The following is a 20,947-nucleotide window of genomic DNA, read 5'->3' as shown; positions in this document are numbered from 1 at the left end:
GCGGGTCGACTATTTGCCCCGTATCTGGGCGCTTTTAATGACGCCGAGAGTTTTTGGTGCAGCCACTGCCCATTTGTCGTGCGGGCTGCAGTTTTACCGGGCAAAGGGTTAAAGTTGCACCTCTGTTTTTCAGGGTTGCACTTTTCATGTTCAACGCGCGTTTGATGCGTCTTGATGACCAGGCCCACGAGCACACCCATGACCATCATCAACTGGTGCTGTCGCTGGCCGGGCGTGCCGAATTTGAGGTCAACGGACGGGGCGGCGAGGTGTGCCGCATGCGCGCCTGCCTGGTGCCAGGGGATGCCGATCACCAATTCGCCGGCATGGGCGATAATCGCATGCTGATCATCGACCTGGATGAGCAGGGCACCTCCAGCGAAGACCTGCAACTGCTGACCCGCCTGTTCGAAACCCCGCGTTACCCGCAGCTGGATGCTGATTTCCAGAACCTGCTGAGCTATGCCGGCGCCGAGTTGGAGCGTTACGGCTCTGATCCGCTGTTGCCCCGTGCACTGGGCGGCGTGCTGTTGCGCGCCTTGCACCTGCGCCTGTTCGGCGAGCCCCAGGCGCGGGCTGTAGGGGCGCTGAATCTGGAGCGCCTCGACAGTTACATCATTAAGCATTTGGCGCGGCGCATTAGCGTGGCTGAATTGGCCCAGGTGGCTTGTCTGAGCCCCAGTCATTTCCATGCGCAGTTCAAGGACAGCGTCGGCCTGACACCGCACCAGTACCTGCTGAAAACCCGCCTGGATCGCGCCGTGCGGCTGTTGCGCGAGAGCGGCATGCCGCTGATCCGCATCGCCGAAGAGTGCGGCTTCTCCAGCCAGAGCGCGCTGACCACCGCCATGCGGCGCTACCTGGGCCTGACGCCGAAACGCCTGCGCAGCGCCGAATAAGCCCTCGCTGACTGCCTTGGTTAGCGGTTTTTATCAGGCGGTGGTTGCCAATCAAGCGTGAACTTCTTCACGCTGCCGACTAAGCTGTGGCGCACAGAGACATTTACTGTGCCTGGGCAAGGATGCTGTCCACTTCAAGTGTGCCCCTAAAGTACGAGTAGTCTTGATGAGCAAGCACCTGCACCCATCGTTCGCCTTTGCGCTGCTCGGCATATTGCTGCTCAGTACGCCTTTGCACGCCGCCAGCCTGCAAGCCGAGCTGGTGGACAGCCAAGGCCAGCCTTTGGCCAATGCCGTGCTCAGTTTGCATAGCGAGGTTGCACTTGGGGTTGCACCTGCTACTGCGGTGATGGATCAGCGCTCGCAGCAATTCGCGCCCAATGTGCTGGCCGTGCGCAGCGGCACCTCGGTGTCGTTTCCTAACAGCGACAATATTCGCCATCACGTCTATTCGTTCTCCCTGGCCAAACGCTTTGAGCTGCGCCTGTATCAGGGCACGCCGAGCGAACCGGTAGTTTTCGACACGCCCGGCGTAGTGGTGCTTGGCTGCAACATCCATGACTGGATGGTGGGCTATGTCTATGTCACTGACGATCCCTGGTTTGCCGTCAGCGATGCGCAGGGCAAGCTGAATCTGGAGCAACTGCCGGCCGGCACCTACACGGCCAGTCTGTGGCACCCGCAAGCGCCAGATATGTTGCCGCAGGCTGCTGGCCAGGTGCAGCTAACCGAGGGCGGTAGCCAGCAGCGCTTTACCCTGACCATGCAGGCCCCCGTCAGCCAAGCAGCTCCGAGTGCGCCGGCCAGCGCCTTTGGTGATGCCTTCAAGAAGGCTCGCGATGCTGCGCAATAGTTTTCAGGCACGGATTGCCGGCGTGCTGGTGCTGCTGCTGTTGGTGGTGGTTGGCGCGCTCTATGCGGCCGTGCAAACCGCCACCAATGCCGCCGTACGCAGCCAGGCGCGTGAGCAGCTGGATGTGGGCAGCCTGGTGTTTCAGCAGTTGCTCGAAGTGCGTGGTCGCCAGTTGCGCGATGCGGTGCAGGTGCTGGCCGCCGATTTTGGCTTCAAGGATGCCGTGGCCAGTGGCGACACCGAGACCATTCGCTCGGCCCTGCTTAACCATGGCGCGCGGATCAATGCCAGCGCGGTGATGATGCTGGGGCTCGATGGCAACCTGGAGGTCAGCAGTGATCGGCAGATCAGCGGTGACACGGCCAAGCGCCTGAGTGCCCAGGTGATGCAGCGTCAGCGCGAGGGCGTGCAGATTTTTTTGATGCCGATTGCCGACAAGATTTACCTGCTGGTGCAAGCCACCGTCACCGCGCCGCTGCCGATTGCCCGGGTGATGATGGGCTTTCAGGTTGATGATGTATTTGCCGCCGAGTTGCGTGAACTGACCCACCTGGACCTGACCCTGCGCGCGACCCAGGACGGTGTGGCCGATATCTGGATCAGCACCCTGCAGCCGGTGCAGCGTGAGCAGCTGCAAGGCAGCATGGCTGAACTGGCCAATGATGCGATAAGCCTGATCGGTGACGAGTCTTACCTTAATCAGACCCTGGTGCTGGCCAGTGGTGACGGCTTTGAAGTGCGCGCGCTGCTGCACAAATCCCTCAGTCAGGCGCAGCAGGCGTTTGCCCCGCTCGATCAAAATATTCTGCTGATTGCCCTGGTGGCGCTGAGCGCTTCCCTGGTTGGCGCCTTGTTGCTGGCGCGCTCGGTATCGCAGCCGGTGCAGCAATTGGCGGCCGTCGCCGAGCGGGTACGCCAGGGCGATTATCAGGCCAACCTGGACCTGCAGCGCGGCGATGAACTGGGGCGTTTGGCCACCGCCTTCAAGGCCATGCAGCAAGGTATCGCCGAGCGTGAACGGCAGCTGGCGCACAACGCGTTGCATGATGCGCTGACCGGCCTGCCCAACCGCACTCTGGCGCTGGAGCGACTGGGCAGTGCGATTACGGCGGAGCGGCCGACGGCGTTGCTCTACCTGGGCGTGGCGAATTTTCGGGCGGTTAATGAAAGTCTGGGGGCGGAGGGCGGCGACCTGGCGCTGCAGCAGCTGAGCCGGCGCCTGCAGGCGATTCTGCGCCCCGGCGATAGCGTGGCGCGGATTATCGGCGACGAGTTTCTGCTGCTGCTGGAAAACACCGACAGCGACAGCGCCGTGGGCATCGCTGACAAGGTGCAACAACTGCTGCTCAAGCCGCTGCGCGTTGCCACTCATGACTTCGCCCTGGATTGCCGTATCGGCATTGCCAGCTACCCGGTCGATGGCAACGCCCCGGAAGAGCTGCTGCGCCGGGCGAGCATCGCTATGCAGGATGCCGCCGGCATGCCCAGCCATCTGCAGGTCTACCAGCGTGGCCGCGATGATGCCCAGCAGAGGCAGATCCGCCTGATTCGCGATCTGCGCCATGCGCCGAGCAAGGCCGAGCTGCTATTGCACTATCAACCGAAACTGGACATTGCCGCCGGCCAGGTGCGTCAGGCCGAAGCCTTGCTGCGTTGGCAGCATCCGGTGCTGGGCATGGTTTCGCCAGGGGAATTTATTCCGCTGGCCGAGCGCACCGGCAGCATTCAGCTGCTGACCGCCTGGGTGATCGAGGAAGTCATGCGCCAGCTACGCGAATGGGCCGGGCGCGGCCTGCGTGTGCAGGTGTCGTTGAATATCTCCACCGAAGATCTGATCGATCCGCAGTTGCCGGCGCGGGTCAGCAAACTGTTGACCGAGTACCAGATCCCGGCCGAGCAGCTGATTTTTGAAATCACCGAAAGCGGGGTGATGCTTAACCCCGAACTTGCCCTGCAGGTGCTGCACGGCCTGCGTGCGTGCGGCATCAGCCTGTCGGTGGACGACTTTGGCACGGGCTACTCTTCTCTGACACAGCTCAAACGCATGCCGGTGCAGGAGTTGAAGATCGACCAGTCGTTTATCCGCGACCTGGACGATGCCAGCGAGGACTCGGTGATCGTGCGCTCGACCATCGAGATGAGCCACAGCCTGGGCCTCAAGGTCGTGGCCGAGGGCGTCGAGTTTGAGCGCAGCCTGCAACTGCTCGGGCGCTGGCAGTGCGATACCGCTCAGGGCTACCTGATCAGCCGGCCGTTGGCGGCGCAAGCCTTTGAAACCTGGATGGCGCAATACACCCACGCCTCCCCGACCCTGGTGCATTGACCATGACTCAACTGCCGCGCTGCATTGCCCTGTTGCTCGGTCTGCTGGCCAACTTGACCTGGGCCGACGGCCGCTTGCTGGCCACCGGTGGCGCCAGCAGCATTGAAGGCGCAGCCGGTGGTGGGATTACACCCTGGGCGGTGCTTTCCGGTTATGGCGAGCGCGGCGAGTGGGGCGCGGATGTATTCGCCACGCGAGTGGAAACCGGCGATTACCGCCTGGATGTGGCCGGTGTTGGCGTCGCCTTCGATAACCGTATCGAGCTGTCCTACGCCCGCCAGCGCTTTGATCTGGGCACCCTGGCGCGCAACCTCAACCTGCCGGAAAACAGCCTGAGCCAGGATATCTTCGGCCTCAAGCTGCGCCTGTTTGGCGACCTGATCTACGACCCGCTACCGCAGGTGTCATTGGGCATTCAGCACAAACGCCAGAAGGATTTTCTGATTCCCAGCCTGGTGGGCGCCCAGCGCAGCGAAGACACCGAAGGCTATATCAGCGCCAGCCGGCTGATACTCGGTGGCGCCTTTGGCTACAACCTGCTGCTCAATGGCGGCCTGCGCTATAGCCGGGCCAACGAGCTGGGGCTGTTGGGGTTTGGTGGGGATCGCCGTGACCGTCATTCCGTGCTCAAGGAAGGCTCCGTCGCCGTGCTGTTCAATCCGCGCTGGGCGCTGGGCGTGGAGTACCGCGAAAAGCCGGACAATTTAAGCTTTGCCGGCGAAAGTGACTGGGCCGATCTGTTTCTCGGTTACTTCCCCAATAAGAACCTGGCCGTGGTGCTGGCCTATGCGCGCCTGGGGGAAATCGCCACGCTGGATAATCAGGATGGGGTCTACCTGTCCGTGCAGGGGAGTTTCTAAGCATGCGCAGTCTGCTGCTGGTCGTTGTGCTTACCCTGGCGGCCTGCGCCCAGCAGGCGCCGAAAGACGACAGCCTGTACCGCGACCTGGGCGAGCAGGCCGGGATTACCCGCATCGTCGAAGGCATGCTGCTGAATATTGCCGCCGACCCGCGCATCGTCCGGCACTTCGAGAATATCGACATCGTGCGCCTGCGCGACAAGCTGGTGGAGCAGATCTGCGTCGAAGCTGGCGGCCCCTGCACCTACACCGGCGACAGCATGGAAGAAAGCCACAAGGGCCAGAACCTCACCCCCAGCGACTTCAACGCCCTGGTGGAAAACCTGCAGGATGCAATGAGTACCCAGGGCGTGCCCATGCCTGCGCAGAACCGCCTACTGGCGCGGCTTGCGCCCATGCGTGCGCAGGTGATTGATCGCTAACGCAAGGTCTGGGCGATGGCCAGAATATCGGCGCGGTGGCTGATCACCAGGCTGAGCTCGCCGTTCTCGCCGATAAAGTCCTGCGGCGGCATCAGCTTCTGGTAGGCCGCCAGTTCTTGCAGGGGCGGTAGCTCGGCGTCTGGGGTGCGCTCCTTGATGGCGTGGTAGAGCGCCAGGTTGACCAGATCGAGCAATTGCAGGCAATGCCCAGGGCTGCGTTGCCAGTTGCCGGTGTCGCGGATGATCTCGATATATTCGTTATGCACCGACCATTTCTTCAGCACGATGATGCCGAGCGATTTGCTGTATTCGCGGCACAGCTTGTAATACAGCTCGCTGGAGGGCGTGACGTTTTCATTTCTGAACGCCGAGAGCACGGCGAGGGTGCCCACCTCGCTGAGCAGGCTGGCCAGTAGGGCGTGTTCTGCGGTCACATGGCCCAGCAGACGGGCCAACATGGCGCTGGTGCTGGCCTTGATCACCAGGCGCTCCCAGGCATCGACAAATAGCCGCTTATGCCCCGGGCTGTGCAGGGTGAACAGGCTTTTGATGCTGTGCACCATGGTGATTCGATCGACTTCCGTCATGCCGAGCAGACCGATTACTTCGTGCAGCGTCTTGGGCGCCAAGGTGTGGCGATACAGTGCGCTGGAGGCATGTTTCATCAGCAGGGCGCTGAGGGCCGGGTCGCGGCTGATCAAACGCACCAGGGCATTTAACGAAATATTCGGGTCACCCAGGGCGCGGCGAATATCCAGGGTAATGGTCGGCAGGCTGGGCAATTGCTCTTCGCCCTGCATCAACTGCGAGACTACGCGCCGGTAGATTGAGTAATCGGATGCTTCGCTCTGCAACGCACACCTCCAGCCTTATGGGTGCAGTCTAGATGGCCGTTACACGCCCGGTATAAGTGGCGATGGATGGCCGTGATCGGCGAATGCTGTGGCCTTGCGCTTTAAACAGCTGTTTGCAGGAAGTTCCTGCGCCTGGAGCTTTTTGCAAAAACTCCAGAGCTTTTTGTAAGAAGCGGTCATGCCTCTGCCACTAAATTCCGTGCTCGATTTACGCGGTGCGCAGGTTTCTGCCCACAGGATGCCCCGGCAAGCCGGTGCAGTTGGGCTAGACCTTATACAGACAGTAAGCAAATAAAAGGATAAGGCGTGATCGCAATAGCCCGTCTGACCTTGTCCGAAATTGCGCTTGCGCAGGCCGTGGTGAGTGATGCTGAGTTTTTACCGGCGTGCAGCGGTTACCAGAACCGTGAATGCGCGCAGGGCCTGGCCAGGTGTAAGGCGTTGGCAGGCAATTAAAGGGAATTTCACGGGCGACTGTCTTGCGGCATGCGCCCGTTGTTGTATTGGGGCCTTTGTGCCTCGGTTGCGGTAAGCGGCTTCACCTGCATAGGCAGGCGTGCAATGCCACGTTGGCAATGGGGGCTACTCCCTGTTGCTGGAATAACAACAATCAAGAGGGGAGCTCCCCAATGACTGCAAATACTCCGATGCTTGTCACCTTCGTGGTGTACATCGCGCTCATGGTGCTGATTGGCCTGATCGCTTACATGCGCACCAAGAACCTTTCCGATTACATCCTCGGCGGTCGCAGCCTGGGTAGTTTTGTCACCGCCTTGTCGGCTGGTGCATCGGACATGAGCGGCTGGCTGCTGATGGGCTTGCCAGGTGCGGTATACCTGTCCGGTTTGTCCGAAGGCTGGATCGCCATCGGCCTGATTGTCGGCGCTTACCTGAACTGGTTGTTCGTGGCCGGCCGTCTGCGTGTGCAGACCGAGCACAACGGCAACGCCCTGACCCTGCCGGATTACTTCACCCACCGCTTTGAAGACAGCAGCCGTGTGCTGCGCATCTTCTCGGCCCTGGTGATTCTGGTGTTCTTCACCATCTACTGCGCTTCTGGCGTTGTAGCCGGTGCCCGCCTGTTTGAAAGCACCTTCGGCATGTCCTACGAGACGGCGCTGTGGGCCGGTGCTGCCGCGACCATCGCCTACACCTTTATCGGTGGTTTCCTGGCGGTGAGCTGGACTGACACCGTGCAGGCTACCCTGATGATCTTCGCCTTGATCCTCACCCCAGTCGTGGTGCTGATTGCCACTGGCGGTGCCGATGCGACCTTCGCAGCGATCGAACTCAAAGATGCAACCAACTTTGACATGCTCAAAGGCGCGACCTTTGTTGGCGTGATCTCCTTGATGGCCTGGGGCCTGGGCTACTTCGGTCAGCCGCATATCCTCGCGCGCTTTATGGCGGCTGATTCGGTGAAATCGATTCCGGCAGCCCGCCGTATCTCCATGACCTGGATGATTCTGACCCTGGCGGGTGCCGTGGCTGTGGGCTTCTTCGGTATTGCGTACTTCTCCGCCAACCCGGATCTTGCTGGCCCGGTGACCGAGAACCCAGAGCGCGTATTTATCGAACTGGCCAAGCTGCTGTTCAACCCGTGGATCGCTGGCATTCTGTTGTCCGCTATCCTGGCTGCGGTCATGAGCACCCTGAGCTGCCAGTTGCTGGTGTGCTCCAGTGCCCTGACCGAAGACTTCTACAAAGCCTTCCTGCGTAAAGATGCTTCGCAGACCGAGCTCGTATGGGTCGGCCGTGGCATGGTGCTGCTGATTGCCATCGTTGCCATCATGCTGGCTGCCAACCCGGAAAACCGCGTGCTGGGCCTGGTGTCCTACGCTTGGGCTGGCTTCGGTGCTGCGTTCGGTCCGGTGGTGATTCTCTCGCTCGTATGGAAGCAGATGACTCGTAACGGCGCGTTGGCTGGCATGCTGGTCGGTGCTCTGACCGTGATTCTGTGGAAGAACTTACTTGGTCATCTGGGTCTGTACGAAATCATCCCGGGCTTTATCTTCGCCACCCTCGCCATTCTGGTGTTCAGCAAGATCGGCAACGGCCCATCGGCCAGCATGATCAAGCGCTTCGACGAAGCAGAGAAGGAATACCAGTCGGTTTGATGGATTGAGATACCTGGCAACTGACTGGTCGCTCAGTTGCCCCGCGAAGCTGTTTCGCGGCGATGTGCGTGCGACCCGATAGTGCTTCGCCGGCCCACATCTTTGGTGTGGGCCGGCTTTTTTATGTCTGGCCATCCATGGCCTCCACCCTTCGGGCCGTCGCTACGCGACGTTAAAAATGGCTCCCTGCCATTTTTTAGGCTCGAAATAAAATCTCAGGCACCGCGCTGCGCTTTCGATTGATCGCTGGTTTGGCTAAGGTGGCGGGGTTTGCCTCAATCGAGCTGTTCGTACAGGTTCTGCATGACTCAATCACCGAAAAACTCGCTGCATGGCGTGACCCTTGAAGCCATTCTCACCGCCCTGGTTGCCCAGTACGGCTGGGATGGCCTGGCCGAGCGCATCGATATCCGCTGTTTCAAAAGCGATCCGAGCATCAAGTCGAGCTTGACCTTCCTGCGCAAAACGCCCTGGGCGCGTGAGAAGGTTGAAGGGTTGTATGTGCGCTCGCAGAAGGGGTAAGAGCAGGTTCCGCGCCGCTCGATAAGCTGTTCGATAATTTGGCACCCTTGTTGCAATACCTCAGCAAACGCCGCGAAGCGTCAAAAAACCGCGGCCAGTGGAGGTAGTGATGAGCCAGGGTGTTGAATTCAATCGTTTGATGCTGGAGATGCGTTCCATGCAGGCCGACGCCATGGCGCGTCAGAAGCCTGTCACCAGCACGCCTGAACCTGGCGCGCCGAGCTTTTCCGAGATGCTCGGGCAGGCTGTGGGCAAGGTCAACGAAACCCAGCAGGCCTCCAATAAGCTGGCTACTGCCTTTGAAGTGGGCACCAGCGGCGTGGATTTGACGGACGTGATGATCGCGTCGCAGAAAGCCAGCGTCTCCTTCCAAGCGATGACCCAGGTGCGCAATAAGCTGGTTCAGGCTTATCAAGACATTATGCAGATGCCGGTTTAAGGGTAGGGCTGAATCATGGCTGAAGCCGTCGCTGCAAACGTACCTGCCACCACCGGTGGTGGTGAGCCGAAGAAACCGCTGTTCGGCCTGACCTTTCTGGAAAACCTCGCCGATATGTCGATGTTGCGCCAGATCGGTCTGCTGGTCGGTCTGGCTGCCAGCGTGGCGATCGGTTTTGCTGTGGTGCTGTGGTCGCAGCAGCCCGATTACCGTCCGCTGTATGGCAGCCTCGACGGCATGGACGCGTCCCAGGTAATGGAGACGTTGGACGCCGCCGCCATCAAATACACGATAGAGCCCAACTCCGGCGCGCTGTTGGTCAAATCCGATGACCTGGCTCGCGCCCGCATGCGTCTGGCGGCTGCTGGCGTTGCGCCGAAGGACAATAGCGTCGGCTTTGAAATTCTCGACAAGGAACAAGGCCTGGGCACCAGCCAGTTTATGGAAGCCACCCGTTACCGCCGTGGCCTGGAAGGCGAACTGGCGCGCACCGTTTCCAGCTTGAACAACGTCAAGGCCGCGCGCGTACACCTGGCCATTCCGAAAAGTTCGGTGTTTGTGCGTGATGAACGCAAGCCCAGCGCCTCGGTGCTGGTGGAGCTGTATTCCGGGCGCGGCCTGGAGCCGAGCCAGGTGATGGCCATCGTCAACCTGGTCGCTAGCAGCGTGCCGGAAATGGACAAGGCCCAGGTCACCGTGGTCGACCAGAAGGGCAATCTGCTCTCGGATATTCAGGAAATGTCCGAGCTGACCATGGCCGGCAAGCAGTTCGATTACAGCCGCCGCATGGAAAGCCTGTTTACCCAGCGCGTGCACAACATCCTGCAGCCGGTGCTGGGCTCGGGCCGCTACAAGGCTGAAGTGTCGGCGGATGTGGATTTCAGTGCGGTGGAATCCACCTCGGAAATGTTCAACCCCGACCAACCGGCGCTGCGCAGTGAACAGTCGGTCAACGAACAACGTACCAGCAGCCTGCCACCGCAAGGCGTGCCGGGTGCCCTGGCCAATCAGCCGCCGGGTGCCGCCACAGCACCGCAGCAAGCTGGCGCCGCTGCTGCTGCGGTGCCCGGACCGATTGCCGCCGGGCAGCCGCTGCTGGATGCCAACGGCGCGCAGATCATCGATCCGGCCACTGGCCTGGCCATGCTGGCGCCGTATCCGGCGGATAAGCGCGAACAATCCACGCGCAACTTCGAGCTGGATCGTTCGATCAGCTACACCAAGCAGCAGCAGGGCCGCCTGCGCCGACTGTCGGTGGCGGTGGTGGTGGATGATCAGGTGAAGATTGATGCGGCCAGCGGCGAAACCACTCGGGTGCCGTGGAGCAGTGATGATCTGGCGCGCTTTACCCGCCTGGTGCAGGACTCGGTAGGCTTCGACGCCACCCGGGGTGACAGCGTCAGCGTGATCAATACGCCGTTCTCCGCTCAACTGGGCGAGGAGATGATTGAAATTCCGTTCTACACCCAGCCCTGGTTCTGGGATGTGGTCAAGCAAGTGCTCGGCGTGCTGTTTATCCTCGTGCTGGTGTTTGGTGTGCTGCGGCCAGTGCTCAACAACATCACTGGCGGCGGCAAAGGCCATGGCGATGGCCGTGATGGCGATGTCGAGTTGGGTGAGATGGGCGCGCTGGGTGGCGATCTGGCCGAGGACCGCGTGAGCCTGGGCGGCCCGCAAAGCATCCTCCTGCCGAGCCCGAGTGAGGGGTATGATGCACAATTGAACGCCATCAAGAGCCTGGTCGCCGAAGACCCGGGCCGCGTAGCCCAGGTTGTGAAAGAGTGGATTAACGCCGATGAGTGAAAATCGAACCGCCACTAAATTGAGCAAGGTCGACAAGGCCGCGATTCTGCTGCTGTCGCTCGGTGAAACCGACGCCGCTCAGGTGCTGCGTCACTTGGGGCCAAAGGAAGTGCAGCGGGTCGGCGTGGCCATGGCCGGTATGCGCAATATCCAGCGTGAGCAGGTCGAGCAGGTGATGGGCGAGTTCGTCGACATCGTCGGCGATCAGACCAGTCTGGGCGTTGGTGCCGATGGCTATATCCGCAAGATGCTTACGCAGGCGCTGGGCGAAGACAAAGCCGGTAACCTGATCGACCGAATCCTGTTGGGCGGCAGCACCAGTGGCCTCGACAGCCTGAAATGGATGGAGCCGCGCGCCGTTGCCGACGTAATCCGCTACGAGCACCCGCAGATTCAGGCCATCGTGGTGGCTTATCTCGATCCCGATCAGGCCGGTGAAGTGCTTGGTCACTTCGACCACAAGGTGCGCCTGGATATCGTTTTGCGCGTGTCGTCGCTGAACACCGTGCAGCCAGCGGCGCTGAAAGAACTCAACCAGATTCTCGAGAAGCAGTTCTCCGGCAGCTCCAACACCACCCGCGCCGCGCTCGGCGGGGTCAAGCGCGCCGCCGATATCATGAACTTCCTCGACAGCTCGGTCGAAGGCCAGCTGATGGACTCGATCCGCGAAGTCGACGAAGACCTGTCGAGTCAGATCGAAGACCTAATGTTCGTCTTCGACAACCTCGCCGATGTCGACGACCGTGGCATTCAGGCACTGCTGCGCGAAGTGTCCTCGGACGTGCTGGTGCTGGCGCTCAAGGGCGCCGACGAGGCGATCAAGGAAAAGGTTTTCAAGAACATGTCCAAACGTGCCGCCGAACTGCTGCGCGACGATCTGGAAGCCAAGGGCCCGGTGCGCGTCAGCGACGTGGAAACCGCGCAGAAGGAAATCCTCACCATCGCCAGGCGTATGGCCGAAGCCGGGGAAATTGTCCTGGGCGGCAAAGGCGGCGAGGAAATGGTCTAACTCATGGCCAGTAATGGTTTAACGCATGTCCAGTAAAGAGCCGCCCAGCGAGCTGATTCGCGCCAAGGACCTCAAGGGCGTTGACCTGTGGGCGCTGCCCAGCTTCGACCCGGAAGTGGAAACGCCTGAGCCTGGCGAAGAACAGCAGGCATCCGAATCGCCGGTTGAAGCGAGCGAGCAGGCGCCGGCCGAGAGCGAAGAGGTGGCCCTGGAAGACGTCAAACCCTTGACGTTGGATGAGCTGGAGGCAATTCGTCAGGACGCCTACAACGAAGGTTTTGCCACTGGCGAGAAGGACGGCTTCCATGCCGGCCAGCTGAAAGCCAAGCAGGAAGCCGATATGGCCCTGGCGGCCAAAATGGCCGGGTTGGAGCAGTTGATGACGCAGTTGTTCGAGCCAATTGCCGAGCAGGACCAGCAGCTTGAAGAGGCCATGGTCAGCCTGCTCGGGCAGATGGTGCGCCAGGTGATTCAGCGTGAGCTGGTCAGCGACTCCAGCCAGATTCGCCAGGTGCTCAGCGAGGCGCTCAAGCTGCTGCCGATGGGCACTGGCAATATTCGCATTCACGTCAATCCGCAAGATTTCGAGATGATCAAAGCCCTGCGTGAGCGTCACGAAGAGAGCTGGCGGATTCTCGAGGATGCTTCCTTGCTGCCTGGTGGTTGTCGAGTGGAAAGTGAACTCAGCCGTATCGACGCCACGGTGGAAACTCGGCTAAATCAGGCGATCAAGCAGCTGTTTGAGCAGCAGCGCGAACAGGCGGCGCACCCGTTGGAGGCCGACCTGCATACCGATCTGGATGCCCTGCCGGCAGAGGCGCCTCAGATACATAGCCAGGCGAGCCCGGATGCGCCTTGATCGGGTGAGTTTCGCCAAGCGCCTGGCCGGTTACAGCGAAGCCGTGGCGCTGCCGACCCAGCCGCAGGTCGAAGGCCGATTGCTGCGCATGGTCGGCCTTACCCTGGAAGCCGAAGGCCTGCGCGCCGCCCTGGGCAGCCGCTGCCTGGTGATCAACGATGACAGCTATCACCCGGTGCAGGTTGAAGCCGAGGTGATGGGTTTTTCCAACGGCAAAATCTTCCTTATGCCGGTCGGCAGTCTGGCCGGCATCGCCCCAGGTGCCCGCGTGGTGCCGCTGCCGGATACCGGGCGTTTGCCCATGGGCATGTCGATGCTTGGCCGGGTTCTCGATGGCACCGGCCGCGCCCTTGATGGCAAAGGCGGCATGAAAGCCGAAGACTGGGTGCCGATGGATGGCCCGGCGATCAACCCGCTCAACCGCCACCCGATCAGTGAACCGCTGGATGTCGGCATCCGCTCGATCAATGGTCTGTTGACCGTTGGCCGTGGTCAGCGCCTCGGTCTGTTTGCCGGTACCGGTGTGGGTAAGTCGGTGCTGCTCGGCATGATGACGCGCTTTACCGAGGCCGACATTATCGTGGTCGGGCTGATCGGTGAGCGGGGCCGCGAAGTTAAAGAATTTATCGACGAGATCCTCGGTCATGAGGGGCTTAAGCGTTCGGTTGTGGTCGCTTCACCGGCGGATGATGCCCCCCTCATGCGCCTGCGCGCGGCGATGTATTGCACGCGAATTGCTGAGTACTTCCGGGATAAGGGCAAGAACGTCCTGCTGCTGATGGACTCGCTGACCCGTTTCGCCCAGGCCCAGCGCGAGATCGCCCTGGCCATTGGCGAGCCGCCGGCAACCAAGGGTTATCCGCCTTCGGTATTTGCCCGCCTGCCCAAGTTGGTGGAGCGCGCCGGCAATGCGGAGAAGGGCGGCGGTTCGATTACCGCCTTCTACACCGTGCTCAGTGAGGGCGACGACCAGCAGGACCCGATTGCCGATGCCGCCCGTGGTGTGCTCGATGGCCATATCGTGCTGTCGCGGCGGTTGGCCGAGGAGGGGCATTACCCGGCCATCGATATCGAGGCGTCGATCAGCCGGGTGATGCCACAGGTGGTCAGCGCCGAGCATCTGCGCCTGTCACAGCGCTTCAAGCAGCTGTGGTCGCGTTATCAGCAGAGTCGCGATTTGATCAGCGTCGGCGCCTATGTGCCCGGCGGCGATGCTGACACCGACCTGGCCATCGCGCGCCAGCCGGCCATGGTCAAGTACCTGCGGCAGAACCTGCAGGACAACGAAAGCCTGGAAAACAGCAGCGCGCAGCTGGCCGCGACCTTCAACCCCGCCGCAGCAGGCGCGTAAGCCATGGCGCAAAGCCGCGCCGCGCGGCTGGCCCCGGTGGTCGACATGGCCGAGCGTGCCGAGCGTGAAGCGGCCTTGCAGCTGGGCCATTGCCAGGGTTTGCTACGCCAGGCCGAAGTGCAGCTGGGGGATCTCGAACGCTACCGCGGCGATTACCAGCAGCAGTGGATCACCGAGGGCCAGCGCGGCGTCTCCGGGCAATGGCTGATGAACTACCAGCGCTTCCTTACCCAGCTGGAAACCGCTATCGGCCAGCAGCGCAACAGCGTCGACTGGCACCGCGCCAATATGGAAAAGGTCCGCGAGGTCTGGCAACAGCGCTACGCGCGCCTGGAAGGTTTGCGCAAACTGGTCAAACGCTACCAGGACGAAGCGCGCCTGGCCGAAGACAAGCGTGAGCAGAAACTACTCGATGAGCTGTCGCAGCGCATATCCGCCCGTGATTCGCAGTCTTGAGCGCGAATTGCCGTTTACTTGAAACTGAAAGCGACACATCAACACCGCCTAAACAGTTGCCGCATGGGCATTGCGATGCTACATCTTGATCATGCATAACCTGCAGTCTGGCCCACCTGAACGTGCGGCCTGGTCTTTTCGTTTATAGGAGTAATTCATGGCCATCACCTCGCTGCCCTCATCCGATGGGCAAGAGCTGACCATTCTGATTCAGGGACGCTTCGATTTCGGTGCGCATCAGGAATTTCGCAATGCCTACGAGCGCGTCAACAGCACCCCGCAGCGCTACGTCGTAGACCTCAAGGACACCACCTACCTGGACAGCTCGGCGCTGGGCATGCTGTTGCTGTTGCGTGATCACGCCGGCGGCGACAGTGCGCAGATCCGTCTGCTCAACTGCAATCCGGATGTGCGCAAGATCCTCGCCATCTCGAATTTCGAGCAGCTGTTCAAGATCGCCTGATCGAGGCGCGTGCCATGCCAGAGCGTCTGTCCATTCTGATCGCCGAGGACAACGCGGCTGATCGCATGCTGCTGTCGACCATCGTCAGTCGTCAGGGGCACCGGGTGCTGACCGCCAGCAATGGCCTGGAGGCGGTCGCCCTGTTCGAGCAGGAGCGTCCGCAGCTGGTGCTGATGGATGCTTTGATGCCGATCATGGACGGCTTTGAAGCCGCACGTCGGATCAAGCAGGCGGCCGGTGAAGAGCTGGTGCCAATCATCTTTCTGACCTCGCTGACCGAAGGCGAAGCCTTGGTGCGCTGCCTGGAGGCCGGCGGTGACGATTTTCTCGCCAAACCCTATAACCGGGTGATTCTCGAAGCCAAGATCAAGGCCATGGATCGCCTGCGTCGTCTGCAGGACACCGTTCTGCAGCAGCGCGACCTGATTGCCATGCACAACGAACACCTGCTCACCGAGCAGCGGGTGGCCAAGGCAGTGTTTGATAAGGTGACTCACTCTGGTTGCCTGGACGCACCGAATATCCGTTACCTGCAATCACCTTACGCGGTGTTTAACGGCGACCTGCTGCTGGCCGCGTTCAAGCCGTCCGGCGGCATGCATGTGCTGCTTGGGGACTTCACCGGCCACGGCTTGCCCGCGGCGATTGGTGCGATGCCGCTGGCTGAGGTGTTCTATGGCATGACCGCCAAGGGCTATTCCCTGGCCGAAGTGCTGCGTGAGATCAACGCCAAGCTCAAGCGCATTCTCCCTGTTGGGGTGTTCTGCTGCGCGACCGTGCTGAACATCAGCTTCCAACGCCAAGTGGTCGAGGTGTGGAACGGCGGCCTGCCGGATGGCTATCTGCTGCGCGGCAGTGGTGAGCGCGTGCCGTTGGTGTCGCGGCATTTGCCGTTGGGGGTGCTGGAACCGAGTACATTCAACGACAAATACGAGGTGTACCCGCTGGCGTTGGGGGATCGGGTTTTCCTGCTCTCCGATGGCGTGCTGGAGGCCTGTAACAAACAGGGTGAGTTGTTCGGTGAAGGGCGCTTGCTCGAAGTGTTCGCGGCTAATCGGCAGCCTACGGCGCTGTTCTCTGAAATCCAGCGGGCGCTGACTCATTTCAGTGGCGAGCAGCAAGATGATGTCAGTCTGCTTGAGGTCAGCCTGGTCGATCACGCCGAGCTGAGCCGGCCGCCGCTGGCCTTTGCCGACAATGGCCAGAGCCATTCGCTGGATTGGTCGGCCAGCTTCGAGTTTCGCGGGGAAACCCTGCGTCACTTCAATCCCTTGCCGTTCCTCTTGCAGCTGCTGCTGGAGGTGCAGGGCTTGCGGCCCCAGGGCGGTGCCTTGTTTAGTGTGTTGGCCGAGTTGTATTCGAATGCTCTGGAGCACGGGGTGCTGGGCCTGGATTCGGCGCTCAAGGCAAATGCCGAGGGGTTTGCCGAGTACTATCGTCAGCGCAGTGTGCGCCTGGCGGCATTGACTGACGGCTTTGTGCGTTTTCACCTGCAACTATTGCCAGAAGGCACGGGCGGGCGCTTGATCGTCCGGGTCGAAGACAGCGGCTCGGGCTTCGATGCCCAGCATTTACCGGCAGAACCCCGCGATGCCCATAGCTTGAGCGGTCGCGGGCTGGCGCTGGTCAGGCAATTGAGTGAACGTTGCAGTTGGGGCGACGGCGAACCGGGGGTGCGCGTGGAGTTTTCCTGGTTGCCTGGGGCATAATCCCAGCATAACGCTAGGGGAGCGAGCAGTTGTCCGATATTCACCTTGATAGCGCAGTACTGGCGGCTTTGCAGGACGTCATGGAAGATGAATACCCGGTGCTGCTGGATACCTTCCTGATCGACTCCGAAGAGCGCCTGTTGGTGTTGCGTCAGGCTGAGCGGGCGGTCGATGCACAGAGCCTGCGCCTGGCTGCACACAGCTTTAAAGGCAGCTGCAGCAATATGGGCGCGCTGATGCTGGCTGGGTTGTGCAAGCAGCTGGAGGAGGCCGGACGGCGAGAACAGCTGGAGCAGGCCCCCGAGCTGGTCGAGCAGATTGAGCGTGAGTTTGCCATCGTGCGCATTCTTCTCAAATCCGAGCGTCAGCGTTATCGGCATTAGTCTTGCTGCGCTTGTCTCCCGGTATTGCTGCATTTCACCCCCGCTGAACCTGCCTGCTAACAAGTTGGCCCGCGCCTTGCAAGACTCTCCGCACGACCAACCCCGAACGGAGAGTATCCATGTCCGTTGCCCCCGATCTGCTGCTCAAGTCGGCACCTGAAGTAAAGCCCAGGGCTGCTGCATCAAAACCGCCGGAAAAACCCGCGCAGCCCAATAAGAATGAGGCTTCCAGCTTCTCTCAGGTGTATGCCAAAGAGCGTCAGGCCAAGGCGGCAGAACGCAGCGATGCGCCCGCTAAACCCGCCCGTGAGAGCAAAGTCGACAAAGAAGAGCCGCAAGATCCGCAGGCGCAAGCTGCCGTTGGACAGGCCGAGGTTGCCGATAGCGGCAAGTCTTTGCCGACTGATCCGGCAAGCGATGGTGCGGTGCTTGATCCGCTGTTGTTGCTCGGCATCACTGGCGAGTTGCCAGCGCAAGAGACTGCAGCGTTGGCGCCGGACACCGAGCCTGCGCCACTACTGGTCACTACTGGCAACCTGAGCAGTTCTGGCCCGGCGAGCATGACTGAAGCCAGTTTCGATCCAGAGCTGGATGCGCTCAACCAGTTACCGGCCGTTCGTATGGCGTTGCAAATAGGTGCGAAGGAAAAGCTGCAGGCTGACCAGGCAGCGACTCCCTCAGCGCAGGCGCAAAGCGTCAGCCAGAGCTTGCTGGCCAGTCAGGTTGTGCAGGACGAGGTGCCAGTAGAAGACGATGCCCTGGAACTGCCGGAATTAAAGCTTGAAGCCCTCACTGGCAAAGGCCTTGAAGCGCTGAAGGAAGGTACGGCGAACAACACGCCGGAGAACTTTGTCAGCAAGCTCAATGCGCTGACTCAGGCGATTGCTCAACAGACCCCGCTGTCCGCCCGCGCACCGGTTGTGGTCGGGCAGCCGGTGCCCATGCAGCAGGGCGGTTGGAGTGAAGCGGTGGTGGATCGGGTGATGGTGATGTCCAGCCAGAACCTCAAGTCCGCCGAGATTCAGCTCGATCCTGCCGAGTTGGGCCGTTTGGAAGTACGCATCAGCGTCAACCAGGAGCAGAGCCAGGTCACCTTCGCCAGCCCGCATGCCGGGGTGCGTGAGGCGCTGGACTCGCAGATGCACCGCTTGCGTGAGCTGTTCGCCCAGCAGGGCATGAACCAACTGGACGTGAACGTCTCCGATCAGTCGCTCAGCCGCGGCTGGCAAGGGCAGGAGGGCGATGGTGGCAAAGGTCGCGGTGGCGCCTCCAGTGAGTTGCTCGGCGCGGATGAGGAATTGCATTCGAGCGCTGCTGAATCGGCGCGCACGACGTCTGTGAGTGCTCGCGGTTTGGTTGATTACTACGCATAGAGTGCTTGCTGCTGTAGTTGCATGCCCCACTGATCTAAACTGCATTTCGCCCGGCTCCCATTGTGTGGGAGTCGGGCGATTTTGTTTGGGGCGTGGGTTTATCTGATGCCTTGGCCACATCACCCGCAGGTGCTGGGCCACCCGTACTGAGCAGGTTTGTTAACAGACTGGCATAACACTTGCTCTTAACCCTTTGAAAACGGATAGAACTCCGAATAACGACGGATTATTGGCATGGCTAAGAAAGAAGCGGCACCCGCAGCGGCAAATGCCGAGGCGAAACCAGCCGGCAAAATGAAGCTGATCATTATCATCGTTATTGCTGTGCTGCTGGCTGTGGGCCTTTCCGTGGGGGGCACCTTGTTCTTTCTGAATAAGAAGGATGCCGGCGCTGATGAGGCCAAGGCACAAGCCAGCGCCGAGCCTGCGGTGCCAGTCAAGCAGGCGGCGATCTATGAAGAGTTGTCGCCGGCCTTCGTGGTGAATTTCACCCATCAGGGTCGCGCCCGCTATATGCAGGTCAGTGTGGCCCTGATGACCCGTGATCAGGCGGCCCTGGATGCGCTCAAGGTGCATATGCCGGTGCTGCGTAACCGCCTGGTGATGCTGTTTTCCGGTCAGGACTTTGCATCCCTGATTACCCCAGTGGGCAAGGAAATGCTGCGCCAGCAGGCGACCGCCAGCGTGCAGGAGCTGGCCGAGAAAGAGACCGGCAAGGTCACGGTCGAGCAAGTGTTGTTCACCAACCTCGTGTTGCAGTAATCAGGAGCCGTATATGGCTGTGCAAGACCTGCTTTCCCAGGATGAAATCGATGCCCTGCTGCATGGTGTCGATGACGGCTTGGTTGAAACCGAGGACGAGGCCGAACCGGGAAGCGTCAAGCAATATGACCTGACCAGCCAGGACCGGATTGTCCGTGGGCGCATGCCAACGCTTGAGATGATCAACGAGCGTTTCGCCCGCTACACCCGCATCAGCATGTTCAACCTGCTGCGCCGCTCCGCCGATGTGGCGGTGGGTGGTGTGCAGGTGATGAAGTTCGGCGAGTACGTGCACTCGCTGTATGTGCCGACCAGCCTCAACCTGGTGAAGATGAAGCCGCTGCGTGGCACCGGCCTGTTTATTCTCGACGCCAAGCTGGTGTTCAAGCTGGTGGACAACTTCTTTGGTGGCGACGGTCGCCACGCCAAGATCGAGGGGCGCGAGTTCACCCCTACTGAGCTGCGCGTGGTGCGCATGGTGCTGGATCAGGCCTTTATCGACCTCAAGGAAGCCTGGCACGCGGTAATGGATATCAACTTCGAGTACGTCAACTCGGAAGTGAACCCGGCGTTGGCCAACATCGTCAGCCCCAGTGAAGTGATCGTGGTCTCCACCTTCCATATCGAACTGGACGGCGGTGGCGGCGACCTGCATATCACCATGCCTTATTCGATGATCGAGCCGATCCGCGAAATGCTCGACGCGGGCTTCCAGTCCGATGTCGACGACCAGGACGAACGCTGGATCAAGGCGCTGCGTGAAGACATTCTCGGCGTCAGCGTGCCTCTGGGTGCGACTGTTGCCCGTCGCCAGCTCAAGCTGCGCGACATTTTGCATATGCAACCCGGTGATGTGATACCGGTTGAACTGCCGGAAAGCGTGGTGCTCTGCGCCAACGGCGTGCCCTCATTCAAGGTCAAGATGGGGGCGCACAAAGGCAAACTGGCTTTGCAGGTGCTCGGCCCTATTGAGCGTAACCGCTAATCCCCCAATTCAACGCGAGCCGAGGAAAAACGATGGCAGACGAAAACGAAAACGAAGCCAGCTCCCCCGAGGAACAGGCACTTGCCGATGAGTGGGCAGCTGCATTGTCCGAAGCCGGCGATGCCGGGCAGGACGATATCGACGCCATGCTCGCCGCCAGTGACCCGGTGCCGGCGGCGCCGCGTGCACCGATGGAAGAGTTCGACAGTGCGCCAAAGATCAATCTGCCGGTGAACCTGGACGGGCCGAATCTGGATGTGATTCTGGATATTCCGGTGTCGATCTCCATGGAAGTCGGCAATACCGATATCACCATCCGCAACCTGCTGCAGCTCAACCAGGGCTCGGTGATCGAGCTGGATCGCCTGGCAGGCGAGCCGCTGGATGTGCTGGTCAACGGCACCCTGATTGCCCACGGCGAAGTGGTGGTGGTGAACGAGAAGTTCGGCATCCGCCTGACTGACGTGATCAGCCCAAGCGAACGCATCAAGAAGCTGCGCTAACC

The 20,947-nt window shown here is 60.8% G+C and carries 21 protein-coding genes; 20 read left to right on the top strand and 1 reads right to left on the bottom strand.

Annotated features, from left to right (window positions below; translation table 11 throughout):
* Positions 1-146: 146 nt before the first annotated feature.
* The 5 genes from Q8M42_RS13245 to Q8M42_RS13225 all read left to right on the top strand — a co-directional run bounded on the left by Q8M42_RS13245 (position 147) and on the right by Q8M42_RS13225 (position 5,357).
* Entirely contained in the window at positions 147-899 is a 753-nt protein-coding gene (locus tag Q8M42_RS13245; protein WP_304864384.1) for an AraC family transcriptional regulator, read from the top strand.
* A 166-nt stretch (positions 900-1,065) separates the two neighbouring features.
* Entirely contained in the window at positions 1,066-1,752 is a 687-nt protein-coding gene (locus Q8M42_RS13240) for a methylamine utilization protein (RefSeq protein WP_304864382.1), read from the top strand.
* On the top strand, positions 1,739-4,075 hold the full coding sequence (locus tag Q8M42_RS13235) for an EAL domain-containing protein (protein ID WP_304864380.1): 2,337 nt from the start codon (positions 1,739-1,741) through the stop codon (positions 4,073-4,075). The genes Q8M42_RS13240 and Q8M42_RS13235 overlap by 14 nt, the downstream gene beginning before the upstream one ends.
* Before the next feature lie 2 nt (positions 4,076-4,077).
* Complete coding sequence (locus Q8M42_RS13230) at positions 4,078-4,935, top strand: DUF3034 family protein (RefSeq protein WP_304864378.1); 858 nt, start codon at positions 4,078-4,080, stop codon at positions 4,933-4,935.
* A gap of 2 nt (positions 4,936-4,937) precedes the next feature.
* Entirely contained in the window at positions 4,938-5,357 is a 420-nt protein-coding gene (locus Q8M42_RS13225; protein WP_304864376.1) for a group 1 truncated hemoglobin, read from the top strand.
* On the opposite strand, the gene Q8M42_RS13220 is transcribed toward Q8M42_RS13225, so the two are convergent.
* Entirely contained in the window at positions 5,354-6,211 is an 858-nt protein-coding gene (locus Q8M42_RS13220; RefSeq protein WP_304864374.1) for an HDOD domain-containing protein, read from the bottom strand. The two genes, Q8M42_RS13225 and Q8M42_RS13220, sit on opposite strands and share 4 nt — an antisense overlap.
* Positions 6,212-6,840: 629 nt before the next feature.
* Between Q8M42_RS13220 and putP the strand changes: the two genes are divergently transcribed.
* From putP to fliN, 15 genes are all read left to right on the top strand, one after another.
* Positions 6,841-8,328, top strand: coding sequence for a sodium/proline symporter PutP (gene putP / locus Q8M42_RS13215; RefSeq protein ID WP_304864371.1), 1,488 nt, complete (start codon positions 6,841-6,843; stop codon positions 8,326-8,328).
* A gap of 303 nt (positions 8,329-8,631) precedes the next feature.
* Positions 8,632-8,850 carry a VF530 family protein gene (locus Q8M42_RS13210; protein ID WP_304864368.1) on the top strand — a complete coding sequence of 73 codons (219 nt, stop codon included), beginning with the start codon at positions 8,632-8,634 and terminating at the stop codon, positions 8,848-8,850.
* A 109-nt stretch (positions 8,851-8,959) separates the two neighbouring features.
* Positions 8,960-9,289, top strand: a complete 330-nt coding sequence (fliE, locus tag Q8M42_RS13205; protein WP_304864366.1) for a flagellar hook-basal body complex protein FliE — start codon at positions 8,960-8,962, stop codon at positions 9,287-9,289.
* A 15-nt stretch (positions 9,290-9,304) separates the two neighbouring features.
* Entirely contained in the window at positions 9,305-11,092 is a 1,788-nt protein-coding gene (gene fliF / locus Q8M42_RS13200) for a flagellar basal-body MS-ring/collar protein FliF (protein ID WP_304864363.1), read from the top strand.
* The gene (gene fliG / locus Q8M42_RS13195) at positions 11,085-12,101 is read left to right on the top strand and encodes a flagellar motor switch protein FliG (protein ID WP_275963036.1); all 1,017 of its coding nucleotides are present in this window, start codon (positions 11,085-11,087) and stop codon (positions 12,099-12,101) included. The genes fliF and fliG overlap by 8 nt, the downstream gene beginning before the upstream one ends.
* Before the next feature lie 25 nt (positions 12,102-12,126).
* Entirely contained in the window at positions 12,127-12,960 is an 834-nt protein-coding gene (gene fliH, locus Q8M42_RS13190) for a flagellar assembly protein FliH (protein ID WP_304864361.1), read from the top strand.
* Entirely contained in the window at positions 12,950-14,311 is a 1,362-nt protein-coding gene (gene fliI / locus Q8M42_RS13185; protein ID WP_275963038.1) for a flagellar protein export ATPase FliI, read from the top strand. The genes fliH and fliI overlap by 11 nt, the downstream gene beginning before the upstream one ends.
* Positions 14,312-14,314: 3 nt before the next feature.
* Positions 14,315-14,767: a flagellar export protein FliJ gene (fliJ, locus tag Q8M42_RS13180; RefSeq protein WP_304864358.1), complete on the top strand. Its 453-nt coding sequence runs from the start codon at positions 14,315-14,317 to the stop codon at positions 14,765-14,767.
* 157 nt (positions 14,768-14,924) lie between these two features.
* Positions 14,925-15,230: an STAS domain-containing protein gene (locus tag Q8M42_RS13175; protein ID WP_090252075.1), complete on the top strand. Its 306-nt coding sequence runs from the start codon at positions 14,925-14,927 to the stop codon at positions 15,228-15,230.
* Between the two features lie 14 nt (positions 15,231-15,244).
* Positions 15,245-16,939, top strand: coding sequence for a fused response regulator/phosphatase (locus Q8M42_RS13170; protein WP_304864356.1), 1,695 nt, complete (start codon positions 15,245-15,247; stop codon positions 16,937-16,939).
* A gap of 29 nt (positions 16,940-16,968) precedes the next feature.
* Positions 16,969-17,322 (top strand): Hpt domain-containing protein, encoded by a 354-nt coding sequence (locus Q8M42_RS13165; protein WP_304864353.1) that lies wholly within the window; start codon positions 16,969-16,971, stop codon positions 17,320-17,322.
* A 119-nt stretch (positions 17,323-17,441) separates the two neighbouring features.
* A complete protein-coding gene (locus Q8M42_RS13160; RefSeq protein ID WP_304864351.1) occupies positions 17,442-18,695 on the top strand; it encodes a flagellar hook-length control protein FliK in 1,254 nt (417 codons plus the stop codon).
* A gap of 234 nt (positions 18,696-18,929) precedes the next feature.
* Entirely contained in the window at positions 18,930-19,457 is a 528-nt protein-coding gene (gene fliL, locus Q8M42_RS13155) for a flagellar basal body-associated protein FliL (protein ID WP_304864348.1), read from the top strand.
* A 13-nt stretch (positions 19,458-19,470) separates the two neighbouring features.
* Complete coding sequence (gene fliM, locus Q8M42_RS13150; protein WP_090252087.1) at positions 19,471-20,442, top strand: flagellar motor switch protein FliM; 972 nt, start codon at positions 19,471-19,473, stop codon at positions 20,440-20,442.
* Between the two features lie 32 nt (positions 20,443-20,474).
* The gene (fliN, locus tag Q8M42_RS13145; RefSeq protein ID WP_304864346.1) at positions 20,475-20,945 is read left to right on the top strand and encodes a flagellar motor switch protein FliN; all 471 of its coding nucleotides are present in this window, start codon (positions 20,475-20,477) and stop codon (positions 20,943-20,945) included.
* Positions 20,946-20,947: the final 2 nt, after the last annotated feature.

The organism is Pseudomonas sp., from assembly GCF_030684895.1.
Classification (GTDB): Bacteria; Pseudomonadota; Gammaproteobacteria; order Pseudomonadales; family Pseudomonadaceae; genus Aquipseudomonas.
The sequence above is the reverse complement of the archived record's forward strand: the minus strand, read 5'-3'. Positions and strand labels throughout refer to the sequence as shown.